20 protein-coding genes and 1 tRNA gene are annotated in these 24273 nt (G+C 69.2%); 13 read left to right on the forward strand and 8 right to left on the reverse strand.

The features are described from left to right. The first annotated feature begins 40 nt into the window (after positions 1-40). Positions 41-114: transfer RNA gene (locus ABZ664_RS01735), tRNA-Ile, on the forward strand. Positions 115-653: 539 nt separating this feature from the next. Further along, positions 654-2021 (forward strand): ricin-type beta-trefoil lectin domain protein, encoded by a 1368-nt coding sequence (locus tag ABZ664_RS01740; protein WP_350944404.1) that lies wholly within the window; start codon positions 654-656, stop codon positions 2019-2021. A gap of 168 nt (positions 2022-2189) precedes the next feature. Here ABZ664_RS01740 and ABZ664_RS01745 read toward each other — a convergent pair whose 3' ends face one another. The 4 genes from ABZ664_RS01745 to ABZ664_RS01760 form a co-directional block, all read right to left on the reverse strand. Then, on the reverse strand, positions 2190-3161 hold the full coding sequence (locus ABZ664_RS01745) for an NADP-dependent oxidoreductase (protein WP_362501613.1): 972 nt from the start codon (positions 3159-3161) through the stop codon (positions 2190-2192). A gap of 771 nt (positions 3162-3932) precedes the next feature. After that, a complete protein-coding gene (locus ABZ664_RS01750; protein WP_362501615.1) occupies positions 3933-5561 on the reverse strand; it encodes a heparinase II/III family protein in 1629 nt (542 codons plus the stop codon). 260 nt (positions 5562-5821) lie between these two features. Further along, complete coding sequence (locus tag ABZ664_RS01755; RefSeq protein ID WP_362501617.1) at positions 5822-6865, reverse strand: CU044_5270 family protein; 1044 nt, start codon at positions 6863-6865, stop codon at positions 5822-5824. After that, positions 6858-7451: an RNA polymerase sigma factor gene (locus ABZ664_RS01760; RefSeq protein WP_362501619.1), complete on the reverse strand. Its 594-nt coding sequence runs from the start codon at positions 7449-7451 to the stop codon at positions 6858-6860. The genes ABZ664_RS01755 and ABZ664_RS01760 overlap by 8 nt, the downstream gene beginning before the upstream one ends. 309 nt (positions 7452-7760) lie before the next feature. On the opposite strand from ABZ664_RS01760, the gene ABZ664_RS01765 reads away from it, so the two are divergent. The 6 genes from ABZ664_RS01765 to ABZ664_RS01790 all read left to right on the forward strand — a co-directional run bounded on the left by ABZ664_RS01765 (position 7761) and on the right by ABZ664_RS01790 (position 14325). Continuing rightward, positions 7761-9179, forward strand: coding sequence for a glutamate decarboxylase (locus ABZ664_RS01765; protein WP_362501621.1), 1419 nt, complete (start codon positions 7761-7763; stop codon positions 9177-9179). A gap of 75 nt (positions 9180-9254) precedes the next feature. Then, entirely contained in the window at positions 9255-10121 is an 867-nt protein-coding gene (locus ABZ664_RS01770; protein ID WP_362501623.1) for a class II glutamine amidotransferase, read from the forward strand. A 296-nt stretch (positions 10122-10417) separates the two neighbouring features. Then, positions 10418-10951 carry a hypothetical protein gene (locus ABZ664_RS01775; protein WP_362501625.1) on the forward strand — a complete coding sequence of 178 codons (534 nt, stop codon included), beginning with the start codon at positions 10418-10420 and terminating at the stop codon, positions 10949-10951. Between the two features lie 55 nt (positions 10952-11006). Beyond that, positions 11007-12026 carry a hypothetical protein gene (locus ABZ664_RS01780; RefSeq protein ID WP_362501627.1) on the forward strand — a complete coding sequence of 340 codons (1020 nt, stop codon included), beginning with the start codon at positions 11007-11009 and terminating at the stop codon, positions 12024-12026. A gap of 24 nt (positions 12027-12050) precedes the next feature. After that, positions 12051-13376, forward strand: a complete 1326-nt coding sequence (locus ABZ664_RS01785; RefSeq protein WP_362501629.1) for a Dyp-type peroxidase — start codon at positions 12051-12053, stop codon at positions 13374-13376. Positions 13377-13452: 76 nt separating this feature from the next. Further along, entirely contained in the window at positions 13453-14325 is an 873-nt protein-coding gene (locus ABZ664_RS01790; RefSeq protein WP_362501631.1) for a bile acid:sodium symporter, read from the forward strand. Positions 14326-14445: 120 nt separating this feature from the next. On the opposite strand, the gene ABZ664_RS01795 is transcribed toward ABZ664_RS01790, so the two are convergent. Continuing rightward, on the reverse strand, positions 14446-14616 hold the full coding sequence (locus ABZ664_RS01795; RefSeq protein WP_362501633.1) for a hypothetical protein: 171 nt from the start codon (positions 14614-14616) through the stop codon (positions 14446-14448). 432 nt (positions 14617-15048) lie between these two features. Between ABZ664_RS01795 and ABZ664_RS01800 the strand changes: the two genes are divergently transcribed. The 4 genes from ABZ664_RS01800 (at position 15049) to ABZ664_RS01815 (ending at position 19212) form a co-directional block, all read left to right on the forward strand. After that, entirely contained in the window at positions 15049-15933 is an 885-nt protein-coding gene (locus ABZ664_RS01800) for an NAD(P)-binding domain-containing protein (protein ID WP_362501635.1), read from the forward strand. A gap of 428 nt (positions 15934-16361) precedes the next feature. Beyond that, positions 16362-17162, forward strand: coding sequence for a thioesterase domain-containing protein (locus tag ABZ664_RS01805; RefSeq protein ID WP_362501637.1), 801 nt, complete (start codon positions 16362-16364; stop codon positions 17160-17162). Between the two features lie 241 nt (positions 17163-17403). Next, positions 17404-18078, forward strand: coding sequence for a restriction endonuclease (locus tag ABZ664_RS01810; RefSeq protein ID WP_362501639.1), 675 nt, complete (start codon positions 17404-17406; stop codon positions 18076-18078). Positions 18079-18141: 63 nt separating this feature from the next. Continuing rightward, complete coding sequence (locus tag ABZ664_RS01815; RefSeq protein WP_362501641.1) at positions 18142-19212, forward strand: pyridoxal-phosphate dependent enzyme; 1071 nt, start codon at positions 18142-18144, stop codon at positions 19210-19212. Between the two features lie 139 nt (positions 19213-19351). Here the strand turns inward: ABZ664_RS01815 and ABZ664_RS01820 are convergent, their stop codons facing one another. After that, complete coding sequence (locus tag ABZ664_RS01820; protein ID WP_362501643.1) at positions 19352-21868, reverse strand: PEP/pyruvate-binding domain-containing protein; 2517 nt, start codon at positions 21866-21868, stop codon at positions 19352-19354. Beyond that, a complete protein-coding gene (locus ABZ664_RS01825) occupies positions 21865-22698 on the reverse strand; it encodes a helix-turn-helix domain-containing protein (RefSeq protein WP_362501645.1) in 834 nt (277 codons plus the stop codon). Before ABZ664_RS01825 ends, ABZ664_RS01820 begins: the two co-directional genes overlap by 4 nt. A gap of 356 nt (positions 22699-23054) precedes the next feature. Between ABZ664_RS01825 and ABZ664_RS01830 the strand changes: the two genes are divergently transcribed. After that, positions 23055-23489, forward strand: coding sequence for a GNAT family N-acetyltransferase (locus ABZ664_RS01830; protein ID WP_362501647.1), 435 nt, complete (start codon positions 23055-23057; stop codon positions 23487-23489). 63 nt (positions 23490-23552) lie between these two features. Here the strand turns inward: ABZ664_RS01830 and ABZ664_RS01835 are convergent, their stop codons facing one another. Next, entirely contained in the window at positions 23553-23846 is a 294-nt protein-coding gene (locus tag ABZ664_RS01835; protein ID WP_362502229.1) for a MerR family transcriptional regulator, read from the reverse strand. Between the last annotated feature and the right edge of the window lie 427 nt (positions 23847-24273).

Here is a 24273-nt window from a genome sequence, read left to right on the forward strand (position 1 = left end):
GCCCCCACGTTTGGTTGAATGCCGCGTACGGCGTGCGCGAGGGGCGGTAGCTCAGCCGGTTAGAGCAGGGGACTCATAATCCCTGGGTCGCGGGTTCGAGTCCCGCCCGCCCTACCCCTCATGGCCGTGACAAGAGCGCCCGTGACCTGTTCTTACGCGGTCCCGGGCGCTCTTCGATCGTCCGGCTGTCAACGGTCGTCGGCTTTCGGTGGTTGATCGTGCCGAATGGGCGCCGAAACTATCGGAACTCTGCCGAAACTTCCCGGTGGGTCGCAATGCGTGTGACGGTGGCATTCCATGATCATAGTTGGGGCCATCGCCCTCCGTCTGGCGCGCGATCGACCTACTTCACTACGAAAGTTTCATGCTGTGCGCCGGGAGCGGGCGCGAACCTTCCCTGGCCAGCGCGCCCCGCGGGCCCGGGCGTCCGGGGCTGCGAAGCAAGTTACTTGACATCCGCAATCGGGTCGTATTTGCTCCCTTGCACTACACCCCCTACGGCGTGCAAGCGGCATACCGATAAGTTCTGGTGAACGTTAGCGCTCACAATTCGATTCCGGTTTCACAACTCCAGGAATTGGATGCCGCTGATGGAGAGGAACAGAACATGTCTTTATCGTCGGCCCGGTCCCTACAGCCAGAGGGAAGCGCAAATGTTGAAGCATAGGTCCATCCTCGGGGCCGTGGCGCTCGCGGCGGCTGTCGTCCTGATGACGGGGCACGCGGCGATGAGCAGCGGCAGCAGCGCAGGGAGCTCCGCGTCCGCCGCCGCATTCGCGGGAACCGCGGGATGTGGAAAGAACCCGACGCTGAGCAGCGGAACGCACACCATCCAGTCCAGCGGAAAGAATCGCAGCTTCATTCTGCGAATTCCCGCGAACTACAACAACAACAACCCCTATCGCCTGATCTTCGGCATCCACTGGCTGAACGGCACCATGAACGACGTCGACTCCGGTGGAAGCAGCGGGGCCTCCTGGTCCTACTACGGGCAGCGGCAGCTGTCGAACAACACCGCGATCTTCATCGCGCCGCAGGGCCTCAACAACGGCTGGGCCAACTCCAACGGCGAGGACGTCACCCTCTTCGACGACATCATGCGGCGGGTGGAGGCGGATCTCTGTGTCGACCCCTCGCTGCGCTTCGCCATGGGGTTCAGCTACGGCGGCGGCATGAGCTTCTCCCTCGCCTGCAGCCGCGCGAATGTCTTCCGCGCGGTCGCGGTGTTCGCCGGCGCGCAGCTCAGCGGATGCAGCGACGGCTCCCAGCCCATCGCGTACATGGGACTGCACGGCATCACCGACAGCGTCCTCAACATCTCGCAGGGGCGGGCGCTGCGGGACAGGTTCGTCCGCAACAACGGCTGTACCGCCCAGAACCCGCCTGAGCCGGGCTCGGGCAGCCGAGGGCACGTCGTCACCGCCTACTCGGGGTGCCGAGCCGGATACCCCGTCGTCTGGGCCGCGTACGACAACGGTCACACGCCCGCCCCGGTGGACGGGACCTACACCGAGAACGGCGCCCAGACCTGGACCAAGGGGGAGGTGTGGAAGTTCGTCTCCCAGTTCCAGAGCACCTCCACGCCCAACCCGACGCCCACCCCGACCGTCACCCCGACGGTGACCCCGACTCCCACCCCGACCCCCACGACCAGCTTCCGCCTGCGCAACGAGGGCGCCGGGCGCTGCGTCGACTCGCCCAACAGCGCCAGCGCCAACGGCACCCAGTTGCAGATCTACGACTGCCACACCAACCCCAACCAGCTCTTCAGCCACGACTCCGGCAGACTCCAGACCCTCGGCAAATGCCTGGACTCCCCCACGAACGCCGGCTCCGGCACCCGCGTGCAACTGTGGGACTGTCACACCAACAGCAACCAGCAGTGGACCTTCAACTCCAACGGCACCGTGACCAGCGGCGCCAACAACCTCTGCCTCAACGTCACCGGCACCGGCAACACCTCCGCCGTGACCGTCGCCACGTGCAACGGCCAGGCCACCCAGAGGTGGACCAGGGCATGACCACCCGCTAGCCGATGACAGACGTCGGGTCCAGGCGACTTCGCCTGGACCCGACGCGCTTTCAGCTTTCCCGGCAGGACGGACACCTTGTTCTGATCATGTGCCGCCACGGCCTCGGCGGCCTCAGGGGGCAGCGTCGCCGGCTCTCCTTTCGGTGGAGGACCGGCGTCAGGCGGCGGACGGGACGACGACGACCTTGCCGTGCACCGCGCCCTCGGCGGCGCGGGCGTGCAGCGCCGGCAGTTCGGCGAGAGGCACCCGCTCGGCGACGGCGACGTGCAGCTCGCCGCGGTCGATCAGCGCCACCAGCTTCGCCAGCTGTTCGGCGTCGCTGCGGACGAAGAGGTCGATACCGCGTACGCCACGCGCTTCGTCGGCGGGCGCGGGCATCCACACCGCCGTGTTGACCACGACGCCACCCGGGCGGACCAGCGTGACCAGCGCGGCCAGTTCTGCCGGGTCGACCGGTGCGAGGTTGAGCGCGATGTCGACCGGCTCGGTCACCGCCGTGGTCACGCGGGTGGTGGTGTGGTCGATGATCTCATCGGCGCCGGCGGACTTGACCGCCTCGGTGCTGCGCGGGCCGGCTGTGGCGATGACGTGGGCATCGGCCCGCTTGGCCAGCTGCACGGCGTAGCCGCCGACCGCTCCGCCGGCGCCGTTGATCAGCACGCGTTGCCCCGCCCGCAGCCTGCCGTGGTCGAACAGGGCCTGGTACGCGGTGAGGCCCACCAATGGCAGTGCGGCGGCGTCGGACAGCGGGACGCTCTTGGGCGCCGGTGTCAGAACCTCGGCCGGGGCGATGACGTATTCCGCGGAGGCTCCGTTGCCGTCCATCGGCAGGAAGCCGACGACGTCGGAACCGACCTCGATGCCGCCGATCCCGCCGGTGCTGTCGGTGTTGTAGGTGCCCTCGCCGACCGCGTCGACCGTGCCGGCGACGTCGATGCCGGGAGTGTGGGGCAGCACCACCGGGATGGGGCCGCGCATGAAGCCGCCACGGATGTTGCCGTCCACCGGGTTGAAGGTCGTCCCGGCGACGCGGATCCGGACCTCACCGGCTCCGGGGACGGGCTGCTCCACCTCCTCGTAGCGCAGGACGTCAGGGGTGCCGTACTCGTGGAAACGCACTGCCTTCATCGGGGTCTCGCTTTCACTCCGGATCAGTTGCTTCGAACTCGAAGTAACTGCGGAGCATGCTACTGCTGCTTCGAATTCGAAGCAAATGGCGTTGATCGCCGCCGACCCCTCTCGTCGCCACGACGAACTCGGCGACGGCCTGAAGGGCTGCGCACCCGTACGGCGTGCGGTGCGGGAGCCCTTCGGGGCCGGCGTGCGCCGGCGGGGCCCCGCGTGCTCCGACCGCGCACGAGTCCACCTCTCGCTCGCGGAGTACGGCGGAGCCGGATCCCGCCCGTGGAGATGAGCCGACAGGACGGCGCGGGCGATCCAGTTACTCCTTCCGCCCGAGGAATCGCGCGCCTCGCCGTATGTGATGCCCCTTACCGTCGCAGGCGCGGCATTTACCAAATGCGCCCTTGAAGGTTGTGGAATGCGATTCTTTGGACCTGTTGCAGGTTTTACATCTCATGTATGGATGAAATGCGCAGGAGATGAGATATCCGATGATCAGGAGGCCTGCGAGGATTATGAGGGGGTGTACGGCCGGCTCGGAGGCTACTTCGCCGGACGGAATGGCGACGGGGAGAGTTGTGATTGGATGCACGCGATCAGATTTACATGGAAAAGAGCCTCGCATCAGGCGTTTCTGTGTGCGGGCCCTTCTGGATCGCGTATCCGGCATTGGTATGCCGATCTTTTGTGTGGTCGGCACCTGTTGGGAGCGATTCGGCTCGGCCGCCATAATGATCACTTCCCCAGAGGTCGGTCTCGGACAGGGGGCGGTACCGGTCAGGGACGGTCGAGTGAGGGCGTGAAGGAGACGGGGCCGCCGGGGGTGCGGACGGTCACCTTTCCCTCGGAGAGGCTGATCTCCGGATCTTCGGCGCCGGGGACGATCAAGGTCAGCAGGGAGGCGGCGGGGGGAGAGAGCACCGTCACCGTGTCGGCCTTTTTGAGATAGCCGGTCGAGATCGCGCAGGGGCGCACCTTCTGGCCGCCGATCGGCTGGAGGGAGGGCATCGTGAGTTGCAGCAGCGTCACGCGCCGGCTCCCGTCGGCCAGCACCACCTTGCCGTCGCGATTGGAGACAACCCTGAGCGAGGGACCGAGGTGCCACAGGTTGCGCAGCGCCGACCCGGCGGGGACCGTGTCCAGTACGGCCATCAGATCGGTGCCGTGACAGACCAGGACCGAGCGTGTGCGCCGGACGCCGTACGCGTCGTCGGCGAACGTGTAGGACTGGCGGGTGCGTTCCACGAACGAGTTCACGAGATGGGTCACCGTCTCCTCGCGAAAGGTGGCGCCCACGACGACGGGAACGTTGTGCGCCTCGGGGGAGGTCGTCCACTCCCGGTAGGCCGTCCTCTCGTAGGAGTGGAAGCCCGCCTCCACCAGGATGTCCCGGCCGTGGGCGTGGTAGGTGACGCCCAGATGGTCCTCGTGGCCGTGCAGGCGGCGTCCGGGGCCGAACCTGATCGAGTAGTAGGCGGATCGCGGGTCGCCCCACGCCGTCCTGCCGAAGACGTAGCCGCCGTCGAACACCTTCACCGTGTCCTTCTCGTGCGGGAAACCCTCCGGGCGCGTGTCGGCGGGGCTGTCACCGATCGGCACCAGACGGCCGTCGGGCTGGGTGGCGTGGCTGACGTACGCCTCCAGCGACGTCCGCCGCACGGCGAGGCTCGCGGGGACCGCGACCCCGCTCCTCCCGATCGCCTCCAGGGCCGCCCCCAGCCGCCGGTGAACGTAGAGGCCGTATCTCGGGGCCTGCTCGTGCAGCGCTCCCTGCGCGTCGATGGAGAGTTCCGCCGACTCGGTCATCCGCCGGACGGCCAGGTCCCTCCATCGTTCCCGCCGGAGACGGCAGCCGACCGCGAGCAGCGCGATGTCCTGGTCCAGACCGTGGTTGTGGCCCTGACGATAGAGGGCGGGGTCGGACAGGATCCCGCCGTGCTCGGCCAGGCTGTCGAACAGCCAGGTGGCGCGTACGTACGCGCTGAGACAGACCAGCGCCGGTGCGCGCAGTGCGACCGGATGCTCGGCCCAGGCCCAGGGGCTGACCCGGGTCCCGCCGCGAGGGTTCTTCCTTACCCAGTCGCCGGCGATCTTCGTGGCGCGGGTGAGATACTCCTGCCTGCCCGACCGCTCGTACTCCCCGACCAGGCGGCCCATCCATCTCAGCGCGTGGAGGTTCAGCGCCCAGGAACGGTTGCCGTACGGGTCGGCGCGCCAGTCGATGTCCGAGCCCAGGTCGGCGGGGGGCAGGCCGACGAACGCGACCCGGCCCCGCATGACCTCGTCAACCTTGATCGCTGGGAACCACCCGGCAGGATAGACGACCGGGCCGTCCTCCGGCACGGGGGATGACGGGGCGGGACGCCTCGTGACCAGGCCGAGGGCCCTGCGGGCGCGCTGAAACACGTGATCGCTCCAAAGGGTGAGGTGCGGACGTCCTCACGAGCCCGCGAACGGTCGTACACCGGGATGGCCGGGCCGTTTCCGCGCAGCCCGAAGAGAGCCGGTGAGCTGTGGGAGGGCCGGCGCAGCCTGAAGACGGCCGGTGGGTTAAGGAGACGTGATCGGTCGGGCGAGGCCCGGGACGTCCGGTTGGTTATGGGGATGTGGAGACGGTGACCGCCCCGCGGGCGTCCGGTGGGCTGTGGAGGCGGTGGTCGGGCGGGTTACGGGAGTGAGGGAGGGGCGGGCTTGTCGTCCGTCCAGCCCGCCTCCAGGACCACCTCGACCTCCTCCTCTCCGGGCCCGCCCGCATCGGTCGAGGACAGCACCCGGGAGCTGGCGACATCGATGATCAGCGTCCGCTGGACGAGGGCGGGAGCGGTCGGGGAGGTCCGCACGGTGAAGGAGAACGCGGCACCCTTCCTGCCCCGCTCGTCCCGCGCCGTGCCCAGGTAGCGGACGTTCGGCAGCTCCGCCAGGGCACGATAGGCGGCCGCCCGCACCTCGGGCGACGACGGCTTGCTCCACAGCAGACCGCTGAGCGCGTCCGCCAGGACGCCGCTGTCCGAACCGCGCGGCGCACCTCGCACCATCGAGGAGATCCGGTCCTTCAGCACGGCGGGGTCGGCCGGAAGCTCCCGGATCTGCTCGAAGGTCATGTCCTGGCCGGCCACGCTGAAAGCCGTCCTGCCGGTGACGGGCTTGAGCAGGCCCTCACCCGGCGACGAGGACAGGGTTTCCCCTCCTGAAGGACTCCAGGACGGGGCCACGCCCGCCCACTCGCTGGGAGACCCGTCGCGGCGCCACGCCTCGCTGTCGGCCGCGCTTCCCGGACGCGCCCCCAGCGTCCGCGAACCGGCCCAGATCCTGCCGTCCTCGGCGGCCCACTGCTCGGTGAGCCACGACTCCACCACCCGGTAGCGGTTCTTCCCCTTTCCCAGCGGCTCCGGGTGTGTCCTGCGGTGCGACTTTTTGACGCGCCAGTACGCTCCCGTCGTCGCGGGGTCCGCCTCCGCCCTGGTCGCCGCCGCGAGAAGAACCGACCGCCCGGAGATCTCAGGGGCCCGGTCCACGGTCGTCGTCGGAACGAGCACGGCCACGATCACGACCACGGTCATGGCGGTGGCGAGGCCGGTCAGCGCGACCGTCCACGGCAACCACCGGCGGCGCCGGGGTTCGGCCTGCAACCGCCCGAACACCCTGGCCTTGAGAAACGGGTCGGGCCGCGGCTCGCCGTACAGTTCGCGAACCTTCTCCAGCTCATCCACGATCGGTCTCCTCGGGTTCGAGCATGGGGTTGGTGCCACCCAGCGCGGTGCGCAGTTTTCTCCTCGCCCGGTTCAGGCGTGACCCGACGGTCCCGTACGGGATGCCGAGGGCGCCGGAGATCTCCTCGTGGCTGAGCCCGGCCAGGGCCACCAGGAGGAGGACGTCGCGGTCTCGCCGGTGGAGCCCGGCCAGCGCCGTCGCCAGGCTCGGACGCAGGCTCTCCGCGCTGACCCGCGCCGCGACCTGTTCCTCGTGTCCCGGAGAGTCGGGGTCCGGGCCGTGGCGCCCGAGCGCGCGTAGCGTGCGCACCTCGACGCGACGTTGTTTGCCGATGAGGTTGGTCGCGATCCCGTACAACCAGGCCCGCACGCCGGCGCGCGACGGGTCGTAGAGCGCCCGCTTGCGGAACGCGGTGAGAAACGTCTCCGCCACGACGTCCTCCGCGCTGTCGGCGCCGAGTCGCTGCGCGACGTAGCGGTGGATCTCGTGGAAGTGGAGGTCGAAGATCGCGCTGAACCGCTCGGACTCGACGAGGGAGAGCCGGAGGACCTCGGCGTCGTCCGCTGGACGATCGGTCCAGGACATCGTGGTCACGATGGTCTTCCCGTCATGTGCAACCCTTCGGACGCGATCAGCGGTCATCCCTCATCACCCGATCCGTCGATCTGCTTTCACGTTCTCGGCCCACGTTCTCGGCCCACGGTCCCGACGTATGGTCCCGGCCCACGGACACGGGCAACGGTCCCGGTCAACGGTCACGGTTTCCCGGTCAGGCGGTGAGGTCTCGGCGGGGCCACTGCGGCGAGGGTGTCGCGCGGCGGTGGCCTGGGTACCCCGTTCAAGGGGAAAACCCCAGCTCACAGCAGTTTGATCAGCTGGGGAAGGACGTGGACGATGCCTCTGAGGCGGCCAGGTCACACCGGGCGCGGAAGCCGGGATCTGGAGATCAATCCGATCTTCAGCCGGGAGCCCCTGCGGGTCCCGCGCCACGCCATGCCAGCAGGGGAGATGGAGCCGGAGACGGCCTACCAGCTGGTTCACGACGAGCTGATGCTGGACGGCAACGCGCGGCTGAACCTCGCGACGTTCGTGAGCACCTGGGCGGAGCCGCAGGCACTGAGGCTGATGGCCGAGTGCGTCGAGAAGAACATGATCGACAAGGACGAGTATCCACAGACCGCGGAGTTGGAGACGCGGTGCGTGGACATCCTCGCCAGGCTCTGGCACGCCGAGAACCCTCACCGCGCGACGGGCTGCTCGACGACCGGGTCGAGCGAGGCGGCCATGCTGGGCGGCCTGGCGCTCAAACGACGCTGGCGGCAGCGGCGCCGTGCGGAGGGCCGCCCAGACGACCGGCCCAATCTCGTCATGGGCGTCAACGTACAGATCTGCTGGGACAAGTTCGCCGACTACTTCGACATCGAACCCCGCTACGTGCCGATGGAGGGCGATCGATACCACCTGAGCCCGCAGACCGCCGTCGAGCGGTGCGACGAGAACACCATCGGGGTCGTGGCCGTCCTGGGTTCGACCTACGACGGCAGCTACGAGCCCGTCGCCGACATCGCCGCGGCCCTGGACGACCTGCAGGCCCGCACCGGACTCGACGTGCCGATCCACGTGGACGGCGCCTCCGGCGCGATGATCGCGCCCTTCCTCGATCCGGATCTGCACTGGGACTTCCGGGTGCCACGGGTGGCGTCGATCAACACCTCCGGACACAAGTACGGGCTGGTGATGCCGGGGGTGGGCTGGGTGCTGTGGCGCGACTCCCAGGCGCTCCCCGACGATCTGGTCTTCCGCGTCAACTACCTCGGCGGGGACATGCCGACCTTCGCGCTGAACTTCTCCCGGCCGGGCGCCCAGGTGGTCGCGCAGTACTACAACTTCCTGCGGCTGGGCTTCGACGGCTACCGCCGGGTGCAGCGGACCTGCCGGGACGTGGCGACCCGGCTGGCCGGGGAGATCGCCGGGCTGGACCACTTCGAGCTGCTCACCGACGGTGGCGAGGCTCCGGTGTTCGCCTTTCGGGTACGTGAGGGAGTCGACGGCTTCACGGTCTTCGACGTCTCCGCCGCGCTGCGCGAGCGCGGCTGGCTGGTGCCCGCCTACACCTTTCCGGAGAACCGTACGGACCTGGCGGTACTGCGCATCGTCGTCCGCAACGGCTTCAGCCACGACCTGGCCGATCTGTTGATGGAGGACCTGCGCAGGATCCTGCCCCGCCTGGAGGCGCAAGGCGGGCATCGCACCGCCGACGACGCCGGAGGCTTCGCGCACGGTGCCGGGAAGAGACACCGACACCACGGCTGAGGGTGTGCGCAGGCGCTCGCGTCGGCCGGGGGAGGGCCGGTGCGGGCGAAGGACAAGTGAGAAGGAGACATTGAGATGTGCCGTTTGTTCGGCCTGAGCAGCGCGCCTCGGCGTACGCATGCCACCTTCTGGCTCCTGGACGCGCCGGACAGCCTCAGCGAGCAGAGCCACCGCGACCCCGACGGGACCGGGCTGGGGTACTTCGACGCCGACGGCACCCCGGAGGTGCACAAGGCGCCCATCGCCGCCTATCGGGACCGGTGTTTCGCCGAGGAGGCGAAGGAGGTGGAGTCCACCACCTTCGTGGCCCACGTACGTTTCGCCTCCACCGGCGGCCTGGAGAGACGCAACACGCATCCCTTCCTGCAGGACGGGCGGCTTTTCGCGCACAACGGGGTGGTCGAGGGCCTGGACGACCTCGACGCGGAGCTGGGCGAGGATCGGAAGCTCGTCAAGGGGGAGACCGACTCCGAGCGCTTCTTCGCGCTGATCACCCGTGAGACCAGGGCGCACGGCGGCGACGTCGCCGCCGGTATCGAGGCCGCGGCCCGCTGGGTCGCCCAGCACCTGCCCATCTACGGCCTCAATCTGGTGCTCACCACCCCGCGGGATCTGTGGGCGCTGCGCTATCCCGACACCCACCGGCTGTATGTGCTCCAGCGCGCCGCGGGCGGGTGCCACAGTGGCCGGCACCTCGACCAGAGCGGCACCGACGGCCGTATCCGCGTCCGCTCCCGCGACCTCGTCGACGCCCCCGCCTACGTGGTCGCCAGCGAGCACATGGACGACCATCCCGGATGGAGCCCGATGGAGCCCGGCGAACTGCTCCACGTCGGACCGGATCTCGTCCCCACCCGCCGGATCGTCCTGCCGGAGGAGCCCGCGCACCAGCTGAGCCTCGCCGACCTGCGCCCCGAGGCCGCCACCTCGCAGGCCGTCTGATCTCCGTAGGGCCTGTGCCGGGGACCGGGTTTTCCAGCACAGGCGCGTGAGAGGCCCCTAGGTGATGTCTGATAAATGATCAGGGTGGATGCGGTTAGATGATCGTTCGTGGTGCGACGAGGTGAGCTGACCGACAAGGCCTGGCAACGGATCGAGCCCCTGCTGCCCGCAACGGATGGCCGCTGTGAGCCGATCCGGCCGCGCTTGCCGGGCCGAAGACCCGACGGTATGAGATAATTCTGCAGGTCAGGCGGCTTTCGGCCTGCTCCCCCCTGGCTGGTGACGGAGGAGCAGGCATGGACATCACGCCCAAGGCGATGGTCATCCCCAAGGAGACCGACCACCTCGAACAGGGCAAGTACGGTCCCGTCTTCCCACGCACCCCGGCGTGTTACGGGTTCACGATCATCGCCGACGTCAAGCCGGGGCGGGCTGAGGCGATCAGGAACCACGGTTACACGCTGGCCAAGGCGCTGGAGGCCGATCCGCATCTGTTGGCACCGCTGAAGCTGCACTATCTGCGCTGGGTGCTGTTCGACGACGACAGGCGCTTCATGTATCAGGGGATCTTCGACACCGATTTCGACAAGTACACCGAGGACGCCGTCGCGCTGTTCAGCCAGTCGGGGGTCAGCACGACCTTCGAGAACCTCGTGGGCTTCCCTGAGGACTGGAAGACCAACCCGGAGGCGTTCGTCAGGTTCGTCCGCGAGCACCACTGTCCCAGCTTCATCGAGTACGGGGAGTACCCCTACGTCACCGCCGACGAGATCAAGAAGGCATTGCGGATCAAGGGCGCCCTGTCGGAGATGCTCGACCAGATGCAGTGAGAACCGGGGAGGCCGGGCCGGTGCCCGGTGTGTCCCGCTGCCGATCGGAGGCCAGATGAGCCAGCCCAGAACCGCCCGCGTCTACAACCAGAACCACGCATCGCGCCCCTACACCCCCGGCGGGCAGCGGGTGAGCATCTACGTGTCGTGGAGCTATCCGGCCGAGGCGGGCAGGAACACGGCCGAGCTCGACAACCGGTTCTCCACGATGACCGAGGTGCGGCGGGTGAACTGGCCGACGTATGAGGACCCCCGCTGGTCTGATCCGCGATGTTTCCAGCAGGACATCGCCGGAGCGCTGGAGCTGTTCTTCTGGGGTTGGGCCCCCTTCCAGCAGTTCGTTGAGGAGAGCACCGGCCACCCCGTGCCGGTGTACCAGCGCATCGACCAGGCCGGTTTCCGTACCGTGCTGGACGAGCGGGTACTGGCCGACACCGACACCTTGTTCGTCTTCGGTCTGGACCACATGGTCACCGGGCAGGACACCGAGCCCGGGGAGGTCGAGGCGCTGCGGGAGTTCCTGTCCCGGGAGGGAACCTGCCTGGTGCTGGGGCCGCACCACGACGTTGGAGCCTCCGACGATCTGGCCGTGCGCGACGCCGAATACCACCATCACGGTGATGCGCTGGTGCCCCGGCAGCAGCGTTTCGCCTGCTACGTCCGCGGCCTGATGGCCGGATTGGGCGTGCCGGTGGAAAACCGCTACGGGCTGCGGCCCGCCGTACAGGAAAACAAGAAGATCGCACCGCTGTCGATCAACCGGGACCTTGACACCAAGGGGTGGCTGGAGGGGGTGAGCACCTTCAACTTCCACATGCACCTGCCGCACTACGCCGTGACGACCGATGCGCCGGACGTCGTTCACGTGCTGGGCAGGCAGCCGATCGACCTCTCCAGGCCGCCGCACCCGTTCACCGAAGCCGGCAACACCGAGTTCAACATGTTCCTGTGGATGCCTCCCGACGGACAGCGGGCCGGCGACGTGCTGCTGGCCGACTCCACGATCTTCAGCTCGCTGTTCGGCGGCGATGAGAGCCTGCGCACCTTCTGGAAGAACATCGTCGCGGCGAGGTAACGCCCGGGAAGGCAGGTGGCGGCCGTGACCGCACAGACCCACATCGCACCCGAACTCGACCTGCACGACATCCAACGTGGGGTGCTCAGCCCCCGGCCGAGCCCGTACGCCGCGACCTACGTCCTGTTCCGCATCGACGAGCGCGCGCACGGGCGGGAGCTGATACGGCGCCTTGCCGCGGTGGTCACCTCGGCCGCCGACACCGTCAGCCCCCTGGGCGAGACCTGGGTCAGCGTCGCGCTCACCTATCACGGCCTGGCGGCACTGGGCGTGCCGCGGCAGTCGCTGGAGACCTTCGCCTGGGAGTTCCGCCAGGGCATGGCCGCCCGCGCCGAAGCGCTGGGCGACATCGGCGACAGCGCTCCGGAGAACTGGGAGAAGCCACTGGGCACGCCCGACGTCCACGTGGTGCTGGTGGCCCTCGCCCCCGACAGCGCCCGCCTGCAGGAGGCGATCGACCGGGCCCGCCCCGCCTACCACGCGCTGCCCGGCATCACCGCGATCTGGTGCCAGGACTGCCACGCGCTGCCCACCGAGACCGAACCGTTCGGCTACCGCGACGGCATCAGCCACCCGGCCGTCGAGGGCAGCGGCATTCCGGGCTCCAATACGCTGGAGGTCCCGCTCAAGGCGGGAGAGTTCATACTCGGCTACCCCGACGAGCTGGGCGGCGTCCAGACCCTCCGGCCCGAGGTGCTGGGACGCAACGGCAGCTACGCGGCCTTCCGTAAACTCCACCAGCGCGTCGGCGTCTTCCGCCGCTACCTGCGGGACAACGCCGCCGATCCGGCGGACGAGGAACTGCTGGCGGCGAAGATCATGGGTCGCTGGCGCAGCGGAGCGCCCCTGGCGCTCAGCCCGGAGCGCGACGATCCCACCCTCGACGCCGACCCCTACCGCAACAGTTTCCTCTATCGGCAGGACGACCCGGCGGGCTTTATCACCCCCGGCGGCAGTCACATCCGCCGGGGCAACCCTCGCGACGCGGTGGTGGCGGGCGTGCCGCGGCTGCACCGGATGATCCGGCGCGGCACCGTCTACGGTCCGCCGCTGCCCGATGGCGTCCTAGAGGACGACGGGACCGACCGCGGCCTGATGTTCGCCTTCATCGGCGCGCACCTGGGACGGCAGTTCGAGTTCGTCCAGTCCGAATGGATGAACGACGGCGTCTTCTTCGGCGCGGGCGACGCACGTGACCCCGTCATCGGCTCCGGCGACTTCACCATCCCCCGCAAGCCGCTGCGGCGACGTTTGCAGGATCTGCCACGGTTCGTCGTCACGCGTGGCGGCGAGTACTGCTTTCTGCCCTCGCTGAGCGCCCTGCGCTGGCTCGGCGACCTCGAAGACTGATCAAAGAACCAGCCGAACAGACGGACGGCACCGCTTCGGGCAGGTCATCCGCAAAAGCCATCGAGGCGGGAGCATCATGGACACGTTGCATCTGCTGCTCACCGCGATCACCGTGATCTTCATCGCGGCCACTATGTTCGCCGCAGGCCTGGGAACCACTCTGCCGGCGCTACGCGCGATCCTGACCGCCCCGCTGCTGCTGGTACTCGCACTGACGGCCAACCTGATCGCCGTCCCGTTGCTGGGCTGGGGTGTCGCCACCCTGTTCAGCCTGCCCACGGCGGCTTTCGTCGCGACGGTACTGATCGCCTCCTCCCCGGGCGGGCCGTTCGGGGCGAAGCTGGGCATGATTCAAAAGGGAGACGTGGTCGCGGGCGCGGCGATGCAGGTGCTGCTGGCCGCCGTCGGCAGCCTCACCTTCGGTCCGACGGTCAACGCCGTCCTCACTGCGGCGAACGTCGGCGGGGGCGTCTCCCTGGACGTCGCCGCCCTGGTGCGGACCGTGGCCGTCCTGCAGCTCATCCCGTTCGCTGTCGGGCTGATCACGCGCCACTACACGCCGGCCATGGCGCGCTCGTGGCATCCGGCCGCGGTGGCGGTGTCGAACGTGTCGTTCCTGATCGTGCTGGCGGGCATGCTGCTGGGCAACTGGCGAGACATCGCCGCGCTGACCGGTTCACGCACCCTGCTGGCGGGATTCGTCCTGGCCGTCACGGCCTTCGCCACGGGCGCGCTGCTGGCCACCGGCACGCCGCAGCGCCGCAGCACCATGGGAGGCGTCACAGCGGTACGCAACGTCGGTCCGGCCCTGGCCGCCGTCGGTCTCGCCTTCGACGATTCACCGGCCGTGCTGGGGGCACTGGCCGCGTTTTTGCTCAGTGGCCTGGCCGTCTCCCTGCCGATCGCCGCGGTACTCGGCCGCCACCGGGCCGGCGACGTCGGCGGGTGAATCCTGCGTCATGCGTCGGCCATTCGAGACTCTGGCTCCTGATAACGGCGGTTATCGCAGGTCAGAACGTCAGATTCGCAGGTGGGCGTCGACCAAAGAGCAACTACAGAAAGTTACTTGTCACTTGGCCGCGGACGAGGAGGGGCCTGGCTGCGAGAAGGAGGTGCCTCCGGAAGCGAGAAGGTCGAGCAGGCGCCAGACGGCCGCGAAGGGGCGACCGTGTTCGAGGCGGCGGCGGGACCGGGTGATCTGGCCGGACGGGGCGCATGACACCTGCCGGTCATGGGTCACCGACCTCCCAGATGAGCATAAATTCTCATCTGGGAGGAATGTCGATATTTGTTGATTCTCTGTTTTGAAACATATGATTTGCGTGGCCAGAATGCCCGTGGACCCTGAAAATAGGGGGCCGAGAGGGGGTGGTTTTTGATGTCCTTTGCTGGAGGATGGTTTTATGGTGAAAGGGTGGGATGTCAAGGTTGATATCCGTGGAAATGTTGACCTTGCATGGTGGGAACCAGATATTCGAGGTCATCGACTGTTCCGGCGTCCGCTGCTAATGTTTCGCTCGGCCGACGAATTTATGTGACCGGTGATTTGCGACTAATGGCGTAATTCGCTTTACGTCCGGCACCGCGCGGCGGTTCGACACCTTCGCCGAGTGGGCGGACATCGTCGAGGTCGGTGGGGTCGGCATGACCTTCACCAGGATGGAGTGGCGCCATGACGGATGTGACGGTCGTCGGGACCGGAGTGACCGGCTCCGCGATCGTACGGGCCTGCGTCGACTCCGGCCTGGTGGTCTCGGTCTGGAACCGCACGCCGGAACGCTCGGCGAGACTCGCGGGAAGGGACGTCCATCTTCACGCGACGGCGGCCGAGGCGATCGAGACCTCCCCGATCGTGCTGCTGTGCCTTCTCAACTACGAGATCACCCACGCGGTCCTCGACGATGCCGGGGCCGACCTCTCCGGCAGGCTCGTCGTCCAGAGCGCCGCAGGCGTCCCCGACGACGTCGCCCCCCTGCGCGAGCGGGTGGAGGCCGCCGGAGGCAGATATCTGGAGGCCGCGATCCTCAACTACCCGGACGCCATCGGCACCGAAGACTGCTTCACCGTCTACAGCGGGGCGGCCGAGGACTTCAAGGAGCTGGCGGGGGTGACCGAGGCGCTGTCCGGCAAGCAGGTGCGCCTGGGCGCCGACCCCGCCTACGCCAAGGCCTACCACGTCGTCTCCAGCGCCTTCCACTACGCGTTCGTCAGCGGCTTCCTCGAATGCTCGGCCATCGCGGAGAGCATCGGCGTCCCCCTCCACGAATTCGCGGAGTCCGTGCCGCTCTACGACCCCGCCTTCCGGAACACGATCTGCGTCGGACTCGGCCTCATCGCGCGCCGCGACTACACCTTCGAGCAGGCTCCGCTCACCTCGCACCTGGACGTCCTCAACAACCTGGCGGGCATCGCGGAACGGGCGGGGATCGACCGGTCCTACCTCGGCGTGATGCGCGAGCGCGTGCTGAGGGCGATGGAGCAGGGCTACCGGCGCGAGCACGTGGCGGTGCTGACCGAACAGTTCCGCAGCCGCCGAGCGGCCGTCCATAACCGCTAAGGGGAAGCATGCACGGGTTCGAACCGGTTGACGGCAGGGCGAGACGCGGTTTCCCGAGGCCGGGCACTCCCGGTCCCGGCCTTCCCGACCCGGCCGTCCCCGGTCCTGGAATCCCCGGTCCCGGAGGTCCTGGTCCTGGAGGTCCCGGCCCCGGAATCCCCGGTCCCGGCCCGGGACTTCCCGGCCCCGGTCCAGGGGGCCCGGATCCCGGTCCTCGAAGGCCAGGTCTCCCAGGTCCGGGAGTGCCCGATCCCAGCGCTCCTGATCTCGATATTCCAGGTTCCGGAGTCTCGGGTTCCGTTGCCCTCGGGCCCGATCTCGATGTCCCTGGTTCTGGGACGTCGAGATCCGATGTCCCCGGCCCCGATCTCGACGTCCCTGGTTCGGATGCCCCCGAACTAGGCGCCCCTGAGTGGGAAGTTCCCGAAATGACGCACTCGGTGGACTCCCGCCTGTGGTTGCGCAGGCAGTGCCCGCTCGCCGAGCCTCGCCTGCGCCTCGTCTGTTTTCCCCACGCCGGAGGTGCCCCGACCTCCTACCAGGGGTGGCAGGACCGGCTGCCCGCCGACATCGAGCTCTCCGCCGTGTGTTACCCCGGCAGGCAGAACCGCGCCAACGAGCGGCCGATCGACCACATGGAACCTCTCGCCGACCAGGTATGCCGGGCACTGCTCCCTCTCTCGGACCGGCCGCTCGCCCTGTTCGGGCACGGTATGGGCGCCGTGGTCGCGTACGAGGTCGCGGTCAGGCTCGCCGGACAGTACCGGATCTCCCCGGTGGCGCTGCTGGTGTCGGCGCACGCGGCGCCGCACCTGTGCGCGGACGACGCGCGAAGGATCCCCGTGGGTGACCGTCAGCTCACCGAGTGGGCCGCCGCCGCGGACCCGACGCTCCTGCGCTTTCCGGAGCTGATGGACCTGGCGATGATCGCGCTGCGGGCCGACCACGACCTCCTGCACGCCTACCGGCCCGCGTCCACCCCGCCGGTCACCGTTCCGATCACCGGCTACCTGGGGACGGGCGACCCGTGCGTGAGCCACGGGGAGATGCGCGCCTGGAGCCGCGTCGCGGCGTCCGGATTCGAGCTGCGTACCCTTCCAGGGGATCACCTCCGTCCGGGGGACGAGGAGGCGGCACTCGTCACCGACATCGCGGAGCGCCTCGCCGCTGTCGGGGGCGTGAGCGGGACACTCCACGAGGATGCGCCCGCTCCTACCCGGCACCCGTGAGGTTCCCGGACACTTCACGCCCTTCCAGACCCCGAGTCCGAACGGGAGGGATACGCGGCATCGCCACGGGTGGGGCGCATCCGGCACGGCCGACGTGATTCCACGCCCACCGGCTACCCCGAAGCACGTTCCCCCTGAGGCATGCCGCCTCAGGCACGTCACCCTGAAAAATGTCGGTGCCCGTTGTCAGAGTCGGCAGGGTCAGCGGCAACGTTCCAACCTCGTCCCCCGGAGGTGCGCGATGGCACGGCGACGGACACCCGCCAAGGCGGTGCGACGGCGGGCACCCGGCGGGCGAAGATCGCGCCGAGGCAAGGACGACGGAGGCCCGTTCCTGTGGGCGGTCGCGGCCATCGCCCTCGTCGTGGTCGGGATGTGGCTCGTCGACGTCGTCATCGCCAACTGGCCGCTGGTGATCGGCGGTACGATCGCGCTGATCGCGGCTCTGGCCGGGGCACTCCTGCTGCGTCATCGGGTGATCGAGGCCCGGGAGCGGGAATGGCTGGAGGTCAACGCGCGCCTCGAAAGCGTCGACCGCATGACCGGCGACCGGTTCGAGGCCCTCGTCGAGGCTCTGTTGCGGCGAGAGGGTTTTCGCGGGGTGCGCAGGATCGGCGGCAGCGGTGACGGCGGCGTCGACGTCGTCGCGACCGCGCCCGGCGGCGACCGCTTCGTCATCCAGTGCAAGCGCTGGGGCACCTCGGTCGGCTCACCCCAGATCCGCGACCTCCTCGGCGCGCTCCACGCCTACCCCGGTCACCGCGGCGTGCTCGTCACCTCCGCGACGTTCACGGCTCCCGCCAGGGAGTACGCGGCGGGCACCGACCTGACACTGATCGACCGCGCGCTGCTCGCCGCCTGGTTCACCGGGTCCTTCACCCTCGCCCCGCCGGAGCGCCGCGCATTCGGCCGCTGACCCGGCCGATCCCCGCGGATCTTCGGTCACCGTCAGACGGGTGAATCGCACTAGATTGCCGTCATGAGTGGTGGTACGTGGGCGGTGGAGGCGATCGCGAAGCTGGACGGCGAGAGGGAGCGGACCCCTCCCACACCGCTGCACCGGTTCCCGCTGCCCGCCGGATGGGAGGTGCGGTTGTGGCTGAAGGACGAGTCCGCGCAGCCGACGGGCAATCTCAAGCACCGGCTGGCGCGGGCACTCTTCGCGCGGGCGATCACCGCGGGCCTGATCGTGGAGGGCACCACCGTGGTGGAGGCCACCGGGGGCGCGATGGCCGTCGCGCAGGCGTACTTCGCCCGGCTGCTCGGCCTGCCGTATGTCGCCGTCATGCCGAAGAGGTCGTCCGGGGAGGGGGTCGAACGGCTGGGCGGGAGATGCCTGCACGTCGATCCGCCCCTCGCGATCTACGCGGAGGCCGCGAAGCTGGCCGAGCGGGTGGACGGCCACTACCTGGACCACTACACCTCGGCGGCGGACGTCGACTGGCGCGGAGGGAGCCTGGCCGAAGAGCTGTTCGGGCAGGTGGAGGAGTGCCCGCGCTGGGTCGTGGTCGGCGCCGGCACCGGCGCCACGTCCGCGGCCGTCGGCCGCCACCTGCGCACCCATGACCTGCCGGGACGGCTGGCCGTGGTCGATCCCGAGAACTCCGCCTACTTCCCCGGCTGGGCGAGCGGCGCCGCCGACTACGGCACGGGCATGCCCTCCCGGATCGAGGGGATCGGCCGGCCGCGCCTGGAGCCGGGGTTCGTCCCCGACCTCGTCGACCTGGTCATTCCCGTACCGGACGCCGCGAGTGTGGCCGCGGCCCGCCGCGTTCGCAGGGACATCGGATCCCCGGTCGGTGCCGCCACCGGAACGAACCTGTGGGGCGCGCTGGAGATGGTCACGCGTATGCGCGCCCAGGGTGTCGGAGGTGACGTGGTGACCGTGCTCGGCGACGCCGATCCGCGCCACCTGCGGACCTGCCACGACGACACCTGGGCCGCGGGCAGAGGGCTGGACTGGCGGCCGTACGCGGAGAGGCTGGAACGCCTGCTCGACCACGGCGGCCCCTGGCGGCCGGATCCCGCGCCGGAGCCGGCCCCGAAGTGATCAGGCCGGGCGGTGCTGAGAGGTCAAGTCAGGGGTGCTGAGAGGCCAAGTCGGGCGGCGCTAAGGTCGACAGGCCGGGGCGCCGAAGTGGTCAAGCCGGGCGGTGCTGAGGGGGCAGGGGGGTTCGGTTTCCGGGGGATCACCGCTCCAGGAGTTCGACGGTGCCGCGCTCGCCGTCGACCCTGATCCGGTCGCCGTCGCGCAGGCGCATGGTCGCGTTGCCGGTGCCGACCACGGCCGGGATGCCGAGCTCACGGGCGACGATCGAGGCGTGTGACAACGGAGCGCCCATGTCGGTCACCACGGCGGCGGCGCGGGGGAACATCGGGGTCCAGCCGATGTTGGTCAGCGTCGTCACGAGGATCTCGCCGGGTGCGAGCCTGTCACCGTCCTCGGGACCGGCGATGACGCGGGCCACGCCCTCGACGACGCCCGGCGCCCCGGGAAAGCCGGTCACGGTGTCGCTCACCGGGGCGCCGCCGCCCCTGGCGTCGAAGATGTCGCCGCGCCGGTCGGGATCGGCGGCCCAGCGTTCCGGATCGAAACGGCCGATGATCAGCGTGGGGTAGGCGGGCAGGGCCGCGTACCGTTCGTACGTCGCCCGCCGGACCGCCACCTTCGCGGTCGGAGTGTCGTCGCCGCGCAGGACGGCGAGGATCTCCTGGATCGACAGGAAGAACAGGTCGTCACCGCGGCCGGTGAGCTCACCGGCCCGCAGGACGAAGGTACGCAACGCCCAGAAGGCGCGGATCACCTCCGAGCGGGCCGATTCCCGGTCACGGACGATCGCGTTCCACCGCGCCACCCGCAGGCGCGTTTTCGCGACCTCGCGGGGGTGGCGCTCCCCGAAGCGCCTCCAGGCCGCCTCACGCGCCTCCCGCTGGTGGTCGAGCAGCGTACCGGCGTGCCCGTTGCTCTCGGAGATGGCCGCGAGCTGCGCGTCGATCCATCGCGGATCCTCGCCGGGCCGGGGGATGGAGACCTCGAACTCGTGCGCGCCACGGTGCCCGTAGAGGCGGGCGAAGGTCTCCCTGTCGATCTCCCGCGCGGCCAGCCTCTCCAGGCCGACGATCGTCCCGAGGCTGGCGAGCTCCCCGTCGGCGTTGGCGCCGGTGAGCATGGCCTCGGCGTCGATCTCACCCACCAGCGTGCGCAGCCTGTCGCGGGTCATGACCAGGGCGGCGCCGCCCTGCCGTCCGGAGGCCTCCAGGATCTGGCAGGCCTCGACGAAGTACGGAAGCAGTTCCCCCTCCCACAGCCCGGCCAGCTCGCAGGTTGTCGCGGTGGCGGCGATCCGCTCGCGCAGCGCCTCGCAGCGCTGTCGCGCCGTGGCGAGGAAACCTGGCATCTTCCTGGTGTTGACCGCGACCCGCCTGCGCAGGGTGAAGGCGAGCGGCAGCACGCCTCTGATGATCCGCAGGCGCGAGGCGGGCAGCAACGGTACGTCCAGGTCGCGCGGGAGCCTGCCGAAGACCTGCTCGATCGCGCCGAGCCTTCTCCGCATGCCCAGGGCTTGCGCCACCGAGAACGCGACGCTCAGGTTCATGTAGAAGCGTCCGCCGATGTTGCCGACCAGGCCGAAGCCGGGCACCTTCGACGTCGACATCGCCTCCCCTATGAAGATCTGGACGAGTGACCAGGTGCACGGCGTCATCACGTCGGGGATGGCTTCGCCGAGGTTGGCGCCGGTCCACAGGTAGTCGCCGGTCAGGCTGTCGTTCCACTCCTCGACGGGCTGCCTGAGCCGGGTGATCGGGCGGGCCTGCACGACGAGGAACACCCCCTCGCGCCTGACCCACTCCACGTCCATGGGCGTCCCGTACAACTCCTCGATCCGCGTCGCGAGCCGCGCGAGCCGGGTGACCTCGGCGGGGGTGAGCACGGGCCGGTGGCGCAGGTTCTCGGGTACGGCCTCCTCACGGGTGCCGCCGGGGGTGCGGACCGTCATCACGGTCTTGTCGCCGACGCGCTCTTCGACGATCTCGCCGCCGTCCTTGGAGACGACGACGGTGTCGGGTGTCACCTGCCCCCCGACGACGGCCTCGCCCAGTCCCCACGAGGCGTTGATCACGACCTGGTCCCGCGCGCCGGTGACCGGGTTCGCGGTGAACAGGATGCCCGCCGCGTCGGCGGCCACCAGTTCCTGGACCACCACCGCCAGCGCCACGTCGTCCTGGGGTACGCCGTTCGAGGCCCGGTAGGCGATGGCGCGCGCCGTCCACAGCGAGGCCCAGCAGCGTCGGACCGCGTCCAGCAGGCCGTCACCCCGGATGTTGAGGTAGGTGTCCTGCTGTCCGGCGAACGACATGTCGGGCAGGTCCTCAGCGGTGGCCGACGAGCGTACGGCGACCGGCACGTCCTCGCCGAGCCTCGCGTAGGCCGCGCGGATCTCGGCGGCGGTCTCCGCCGGGATCTCCCGCTCGGAGAACAAGGCCGCGATCCGCCGCGACGCCTGTTCGGCGGACATGCCCGAGACGGCCTCCATGATCTGGTCGTTCAGTCCGTCGCGGGAGACGAAGTCGCGGTAGGCGTCCGTGGTGACGTGGAAGCCGTCGGGGACCGGGAGGCCCGCGCGGGCCATCCGGGCCAGCGAGGCTCCCTTGCCGCCCGCCAGTGCGAGATCGGCCGCTTCGCCGTCAAGGGGGAGGGTCTTCACCGCGCGTTCTCCTTGTTCTCCTCGTGCTCCTCGAACCGGTCGGTCTCCTCGAAGCCGAGGGAGACGCGAAGTTTCCGCTGCGCGGCCTCCAGGGCGGCGTCGACGTACTCCAGGGTGGCCCGTGTCACCGCTCGGGTGACGGCGGCGGAGGCGGGATCGGTGCCGGAGACGGTGCCGGAGACGGTGGCGGAGACGGTGGCGGGGCCGGTGGCCTCCATCGCGTTGCCGCCGGCATCGGCGACCAGCTCCGCCAGCCGCTCGTCGGACGGCCTGTACCCGGCGGGCATCATCGGCGAGACGGTCAGGAATCCGTACAGGACGGAGACGAACGTGGTCACGTGTTCGGCGGGCGACAGGTCGCTCCGCAGCGCGCCGTGTTTCAGCAGCGTGCCGAGGTAGGTCTGAAAACCGCCGCCCAGTTCCGCCTCGGCCGTGCCGTCCCACTTCTGGCGGGTGAGCCTGCCCAGCACCTCCGAGTCACCCAGGATGCTCGCGCGCATCAGGGGCCTGCCGAGGAGTTCCAGGGCGAGCAGCCTGAGCAGGTCGCGGAGGGTGGCCGGGCCGTCTCCGACGCGCCGTCGCACCTCGGTGATCATCTCGACCCGCTCGCGGCGCAGCAGCGCGACGAACAACTCCTCGCGCGTCTTCCAGTGCAGGTAGATCGTGCCCTTGGCGACCGCGGCCCGTCGGGCGATGTCCTCGACGGTGGTCTTGTCGTACCCCCAGCGCAGGACGAGGTCGGCGGTGGCGTCCAGGATGCGGTGCGCCCGCGCGAGCCGCTGGGAGGCGTCCTGCGGAGGTCGCCCCACCCTTCTGGTCTCCGGTTTCATAGCCCCCGTCATTTCGGGAAAGTTTGACCGTATATCCGTATATGGTCATTTAATTGATACCACGCCGCCAGGTGGGGGAGGAAGTGCGGTGGGATCTCGGTGGGGACGGGGCCGAGTAGGGAGGAAAGCGCGGTGGCAGGTTGTCGGGCGAGGAGTGAGAAGCGGTGGCCGGTTGTCGGGAAGCGACACCCGGTCGACGTTCGGAACGGTTCCCCCGTGCTGTCGGGAAGGTATACCTGGTCGACGTTCGGGACGGTTCCCCGGGTTGTCGGGAAGCGACAGCCGGTCAACGTTCGGGACGGTCCTCACGGGGGATACGGAGTCTGAACTCCCGACCCTCGCCTGAAGGACATCGCATGCTCAGGATCGGCAAGCTCACCCCCGCTGACCGTCCCCGCTGGGAAACCCTCTTCCGTGGCTACAACGACTTCTACGAGCGCACGCTCCCGCCCCAGCTGTACGACCGTGCCTGGGACGAGTTCCGGGAGGACGTTCGTATGCACGCCCTCGGCGCGAAGCTCGACGACGAGCTGGTCGGCATCGCGCACTTCCTCATCCACTCGAGCACCACGGCGCTGGACGTGTGCTACCTCCAGGACCTGTTCACCGCGCCGCAGGCCAGGGGCAAGGGGGCGGGGCGGGCGCTGATCGGTGCGGTGACCGAGTGGGCGAGCGCCCGCGACTGCAGCCGGGTCTACTGGTCGACCAAGGAGACCAACACCGAGGCCCGGCGGCTCTACGAAAAGGTCGCCGTGAACAGGGGTTTCATCCTTTACCAGATCGACCTCTAGCCGGAGGCGGGGCGACCGAGAGTCGCCCCATGGCTCGTCTTGCCGTGCCGCGGATCGCCGGCCTCATGCCGAGCGGCGGTCCGCGCTGTCGGGCTGTTGCCGGTCACGGGCCTGCCGGAGTTCGGTGTTGATGCGCAGGGCCTCGGCGAGTTGGTCTTCCAGGATGATGATGCGGCAGGCGGCCTCCAGGGCGGTGCCCTGGTCGACCAGTTCGCGGGCGCGGCCGGCCAGGCGGAGCTGGTAGCGGGAGTAGCGGCGGTGGCCGCCCTCGGAGCGCTGCGGCTCGATCAGTCTGGCGGTGCCCAGGCTGCGCAGGAACGCCGGGGTGACGCCGAGCATCTCGGCGGCCCGGCCCATGCTGTAGGCGGGGTAGTCCTCGTCGTCGAACCGGTGAGCGGAGACCTCGCCCGGTGTGGCGGGGAGCTCGTCGGCTCTGCCCGCGGTGTCGGCCTTACCGGCCGTTTCAGCCTTATCGGCGGTGTCGCGAAGTCTGGGCTCCGCGCGTACGGCCGACGCCATCGGTGTTTGATCCATACAACCTTCCTGTAACGCCAACAGGGGTCCCGGCGCCATGATGCGCCGGGACCCACGAGGTTCAACACCATCTATCGGCCCTGGGGCCAACCTGTTTCTTCCGCATTGGCCGCCCGCAGGGGGCGGGGATGCGGGGATCGCGTATGCGTGACCGTAGACCACCTTCCAATCTGTGGGACTGCGGTACCCGTGCGGCGAACATCAACCGGCAACGGGCGATCCTGATGGCGTTCAACACTCCTTTCGCTAT

This window comes from Streptosporangium sp. NPDC006930 (assembly GCF_040635605.1).
Lineage (GTDB): Bacteria > Actinomycetota > Actinomycetes > Streptosporangiales > Streptosporangiaceae > Streptosporangium.

Coding starts and splice junctions, on each gene's coding strand:
- ABZ664_RS01740 (WP_350944404.1), top strand. CDS start 654: ATGTTGAAGCATAGGTCCATCCTCGGGGCCGTGGCGCTCGCGGCGGCT.
- ABZ664_RS01745 (WP_362501613.1), bottom strand. CDS start 3,161: ATGAAGGCAGTGCGTTTCCACGAGTACGGCACCCCTGACGTCCTGCGC.
- ABZ664_RS01760 (WP_362501619.1), bottom strand. CDS start 7,451: ATGTCCTGGACCGATCGTCCAGCGGACGACGCCGAGGTCCTCCGGCTC.
- ABZ664_RS01765 (WP_362501621.1), top strand. CDS start 7,761: ATGCCTCTGAGGCGGCCAGGTCACACCGGGCGCGGAAGCCGGGATCTG.
- ABZ664_RS01770 (WP_362501623.1), top strand. CDS start 9,255: ATGTGCCGTTTGTTCGGCCTGAGCAGCGCGCCTCGGCGTACGCATGCC.
- ABZ664_RS01775 (WP_362501625.1), top strand. CDS start 10,418: ATGGACATCACGCCCAAGGCGATGGTCATCCCCAAGGAGACCGACCAC.
- ABZ664_RS01780 (WP_362501627.1), top strand. CDS start 11,007: ATGAGCCAGCCCAGAACCGCCCGCGTCTACAACCAGAACCACGCATCG.
- ABZ664_RS01790 (WP_362501631.1), top strand. CDS start 13,453: ATGGACACGTTGCATCTGCTGCTCACCGCGATCACCGTGATCTTCATC.
- ABZ664_RS01800 (WP_362501635.1), top strand. CDS start 15,049: ATGACGGATGTGACGGTCGTCGGGACCGGAGTGACCGGCTCCGCGATC.
- ABZ664_RS01805 (WP_362501637.1), top strand. CDS start 16,362: ATGACGCACTCGGTGGACTCCCGCCTGTGGTTGCGCAGGCAGTGCCCG.
- ABZ664_RS01810 (WP_362501639.1), top strand. CDS start 17,404: ATGGCACGGCGACGGACACCCGCCAAGGCGGTGCGACGGCGGGCACCC.
- ABZ664_RS01815 (WP_362501641.1), top strand. CDS start 18,142: ATGAGTGGTGGTACGTGGGCGGTGGAGGCGATCGCGAAGCTGGACGGC.
- ABZ664_RS01825 (WP_362501645.1), bottom strand. CDS start 22,698: ATGAAACCGGAGACCAGAAGGGTGGGGCGACCTCCGCAGGACGCCTCC.
- ABZ664_RS01830 (WP_362501647.1), top strand. CDS start 23,055: ATGCTCAGGATCGGCAAGCTCACCCCCGCTGACCGTCCCCGCTGGGAA.
- ABZ664_RS01835 (WP_362502229.1), bottom strand. CDS start 23,846: ATGGGCCGGGCCGCCGAGATGCTCGGCGTCACCCCGGCGTTCCTGCGC.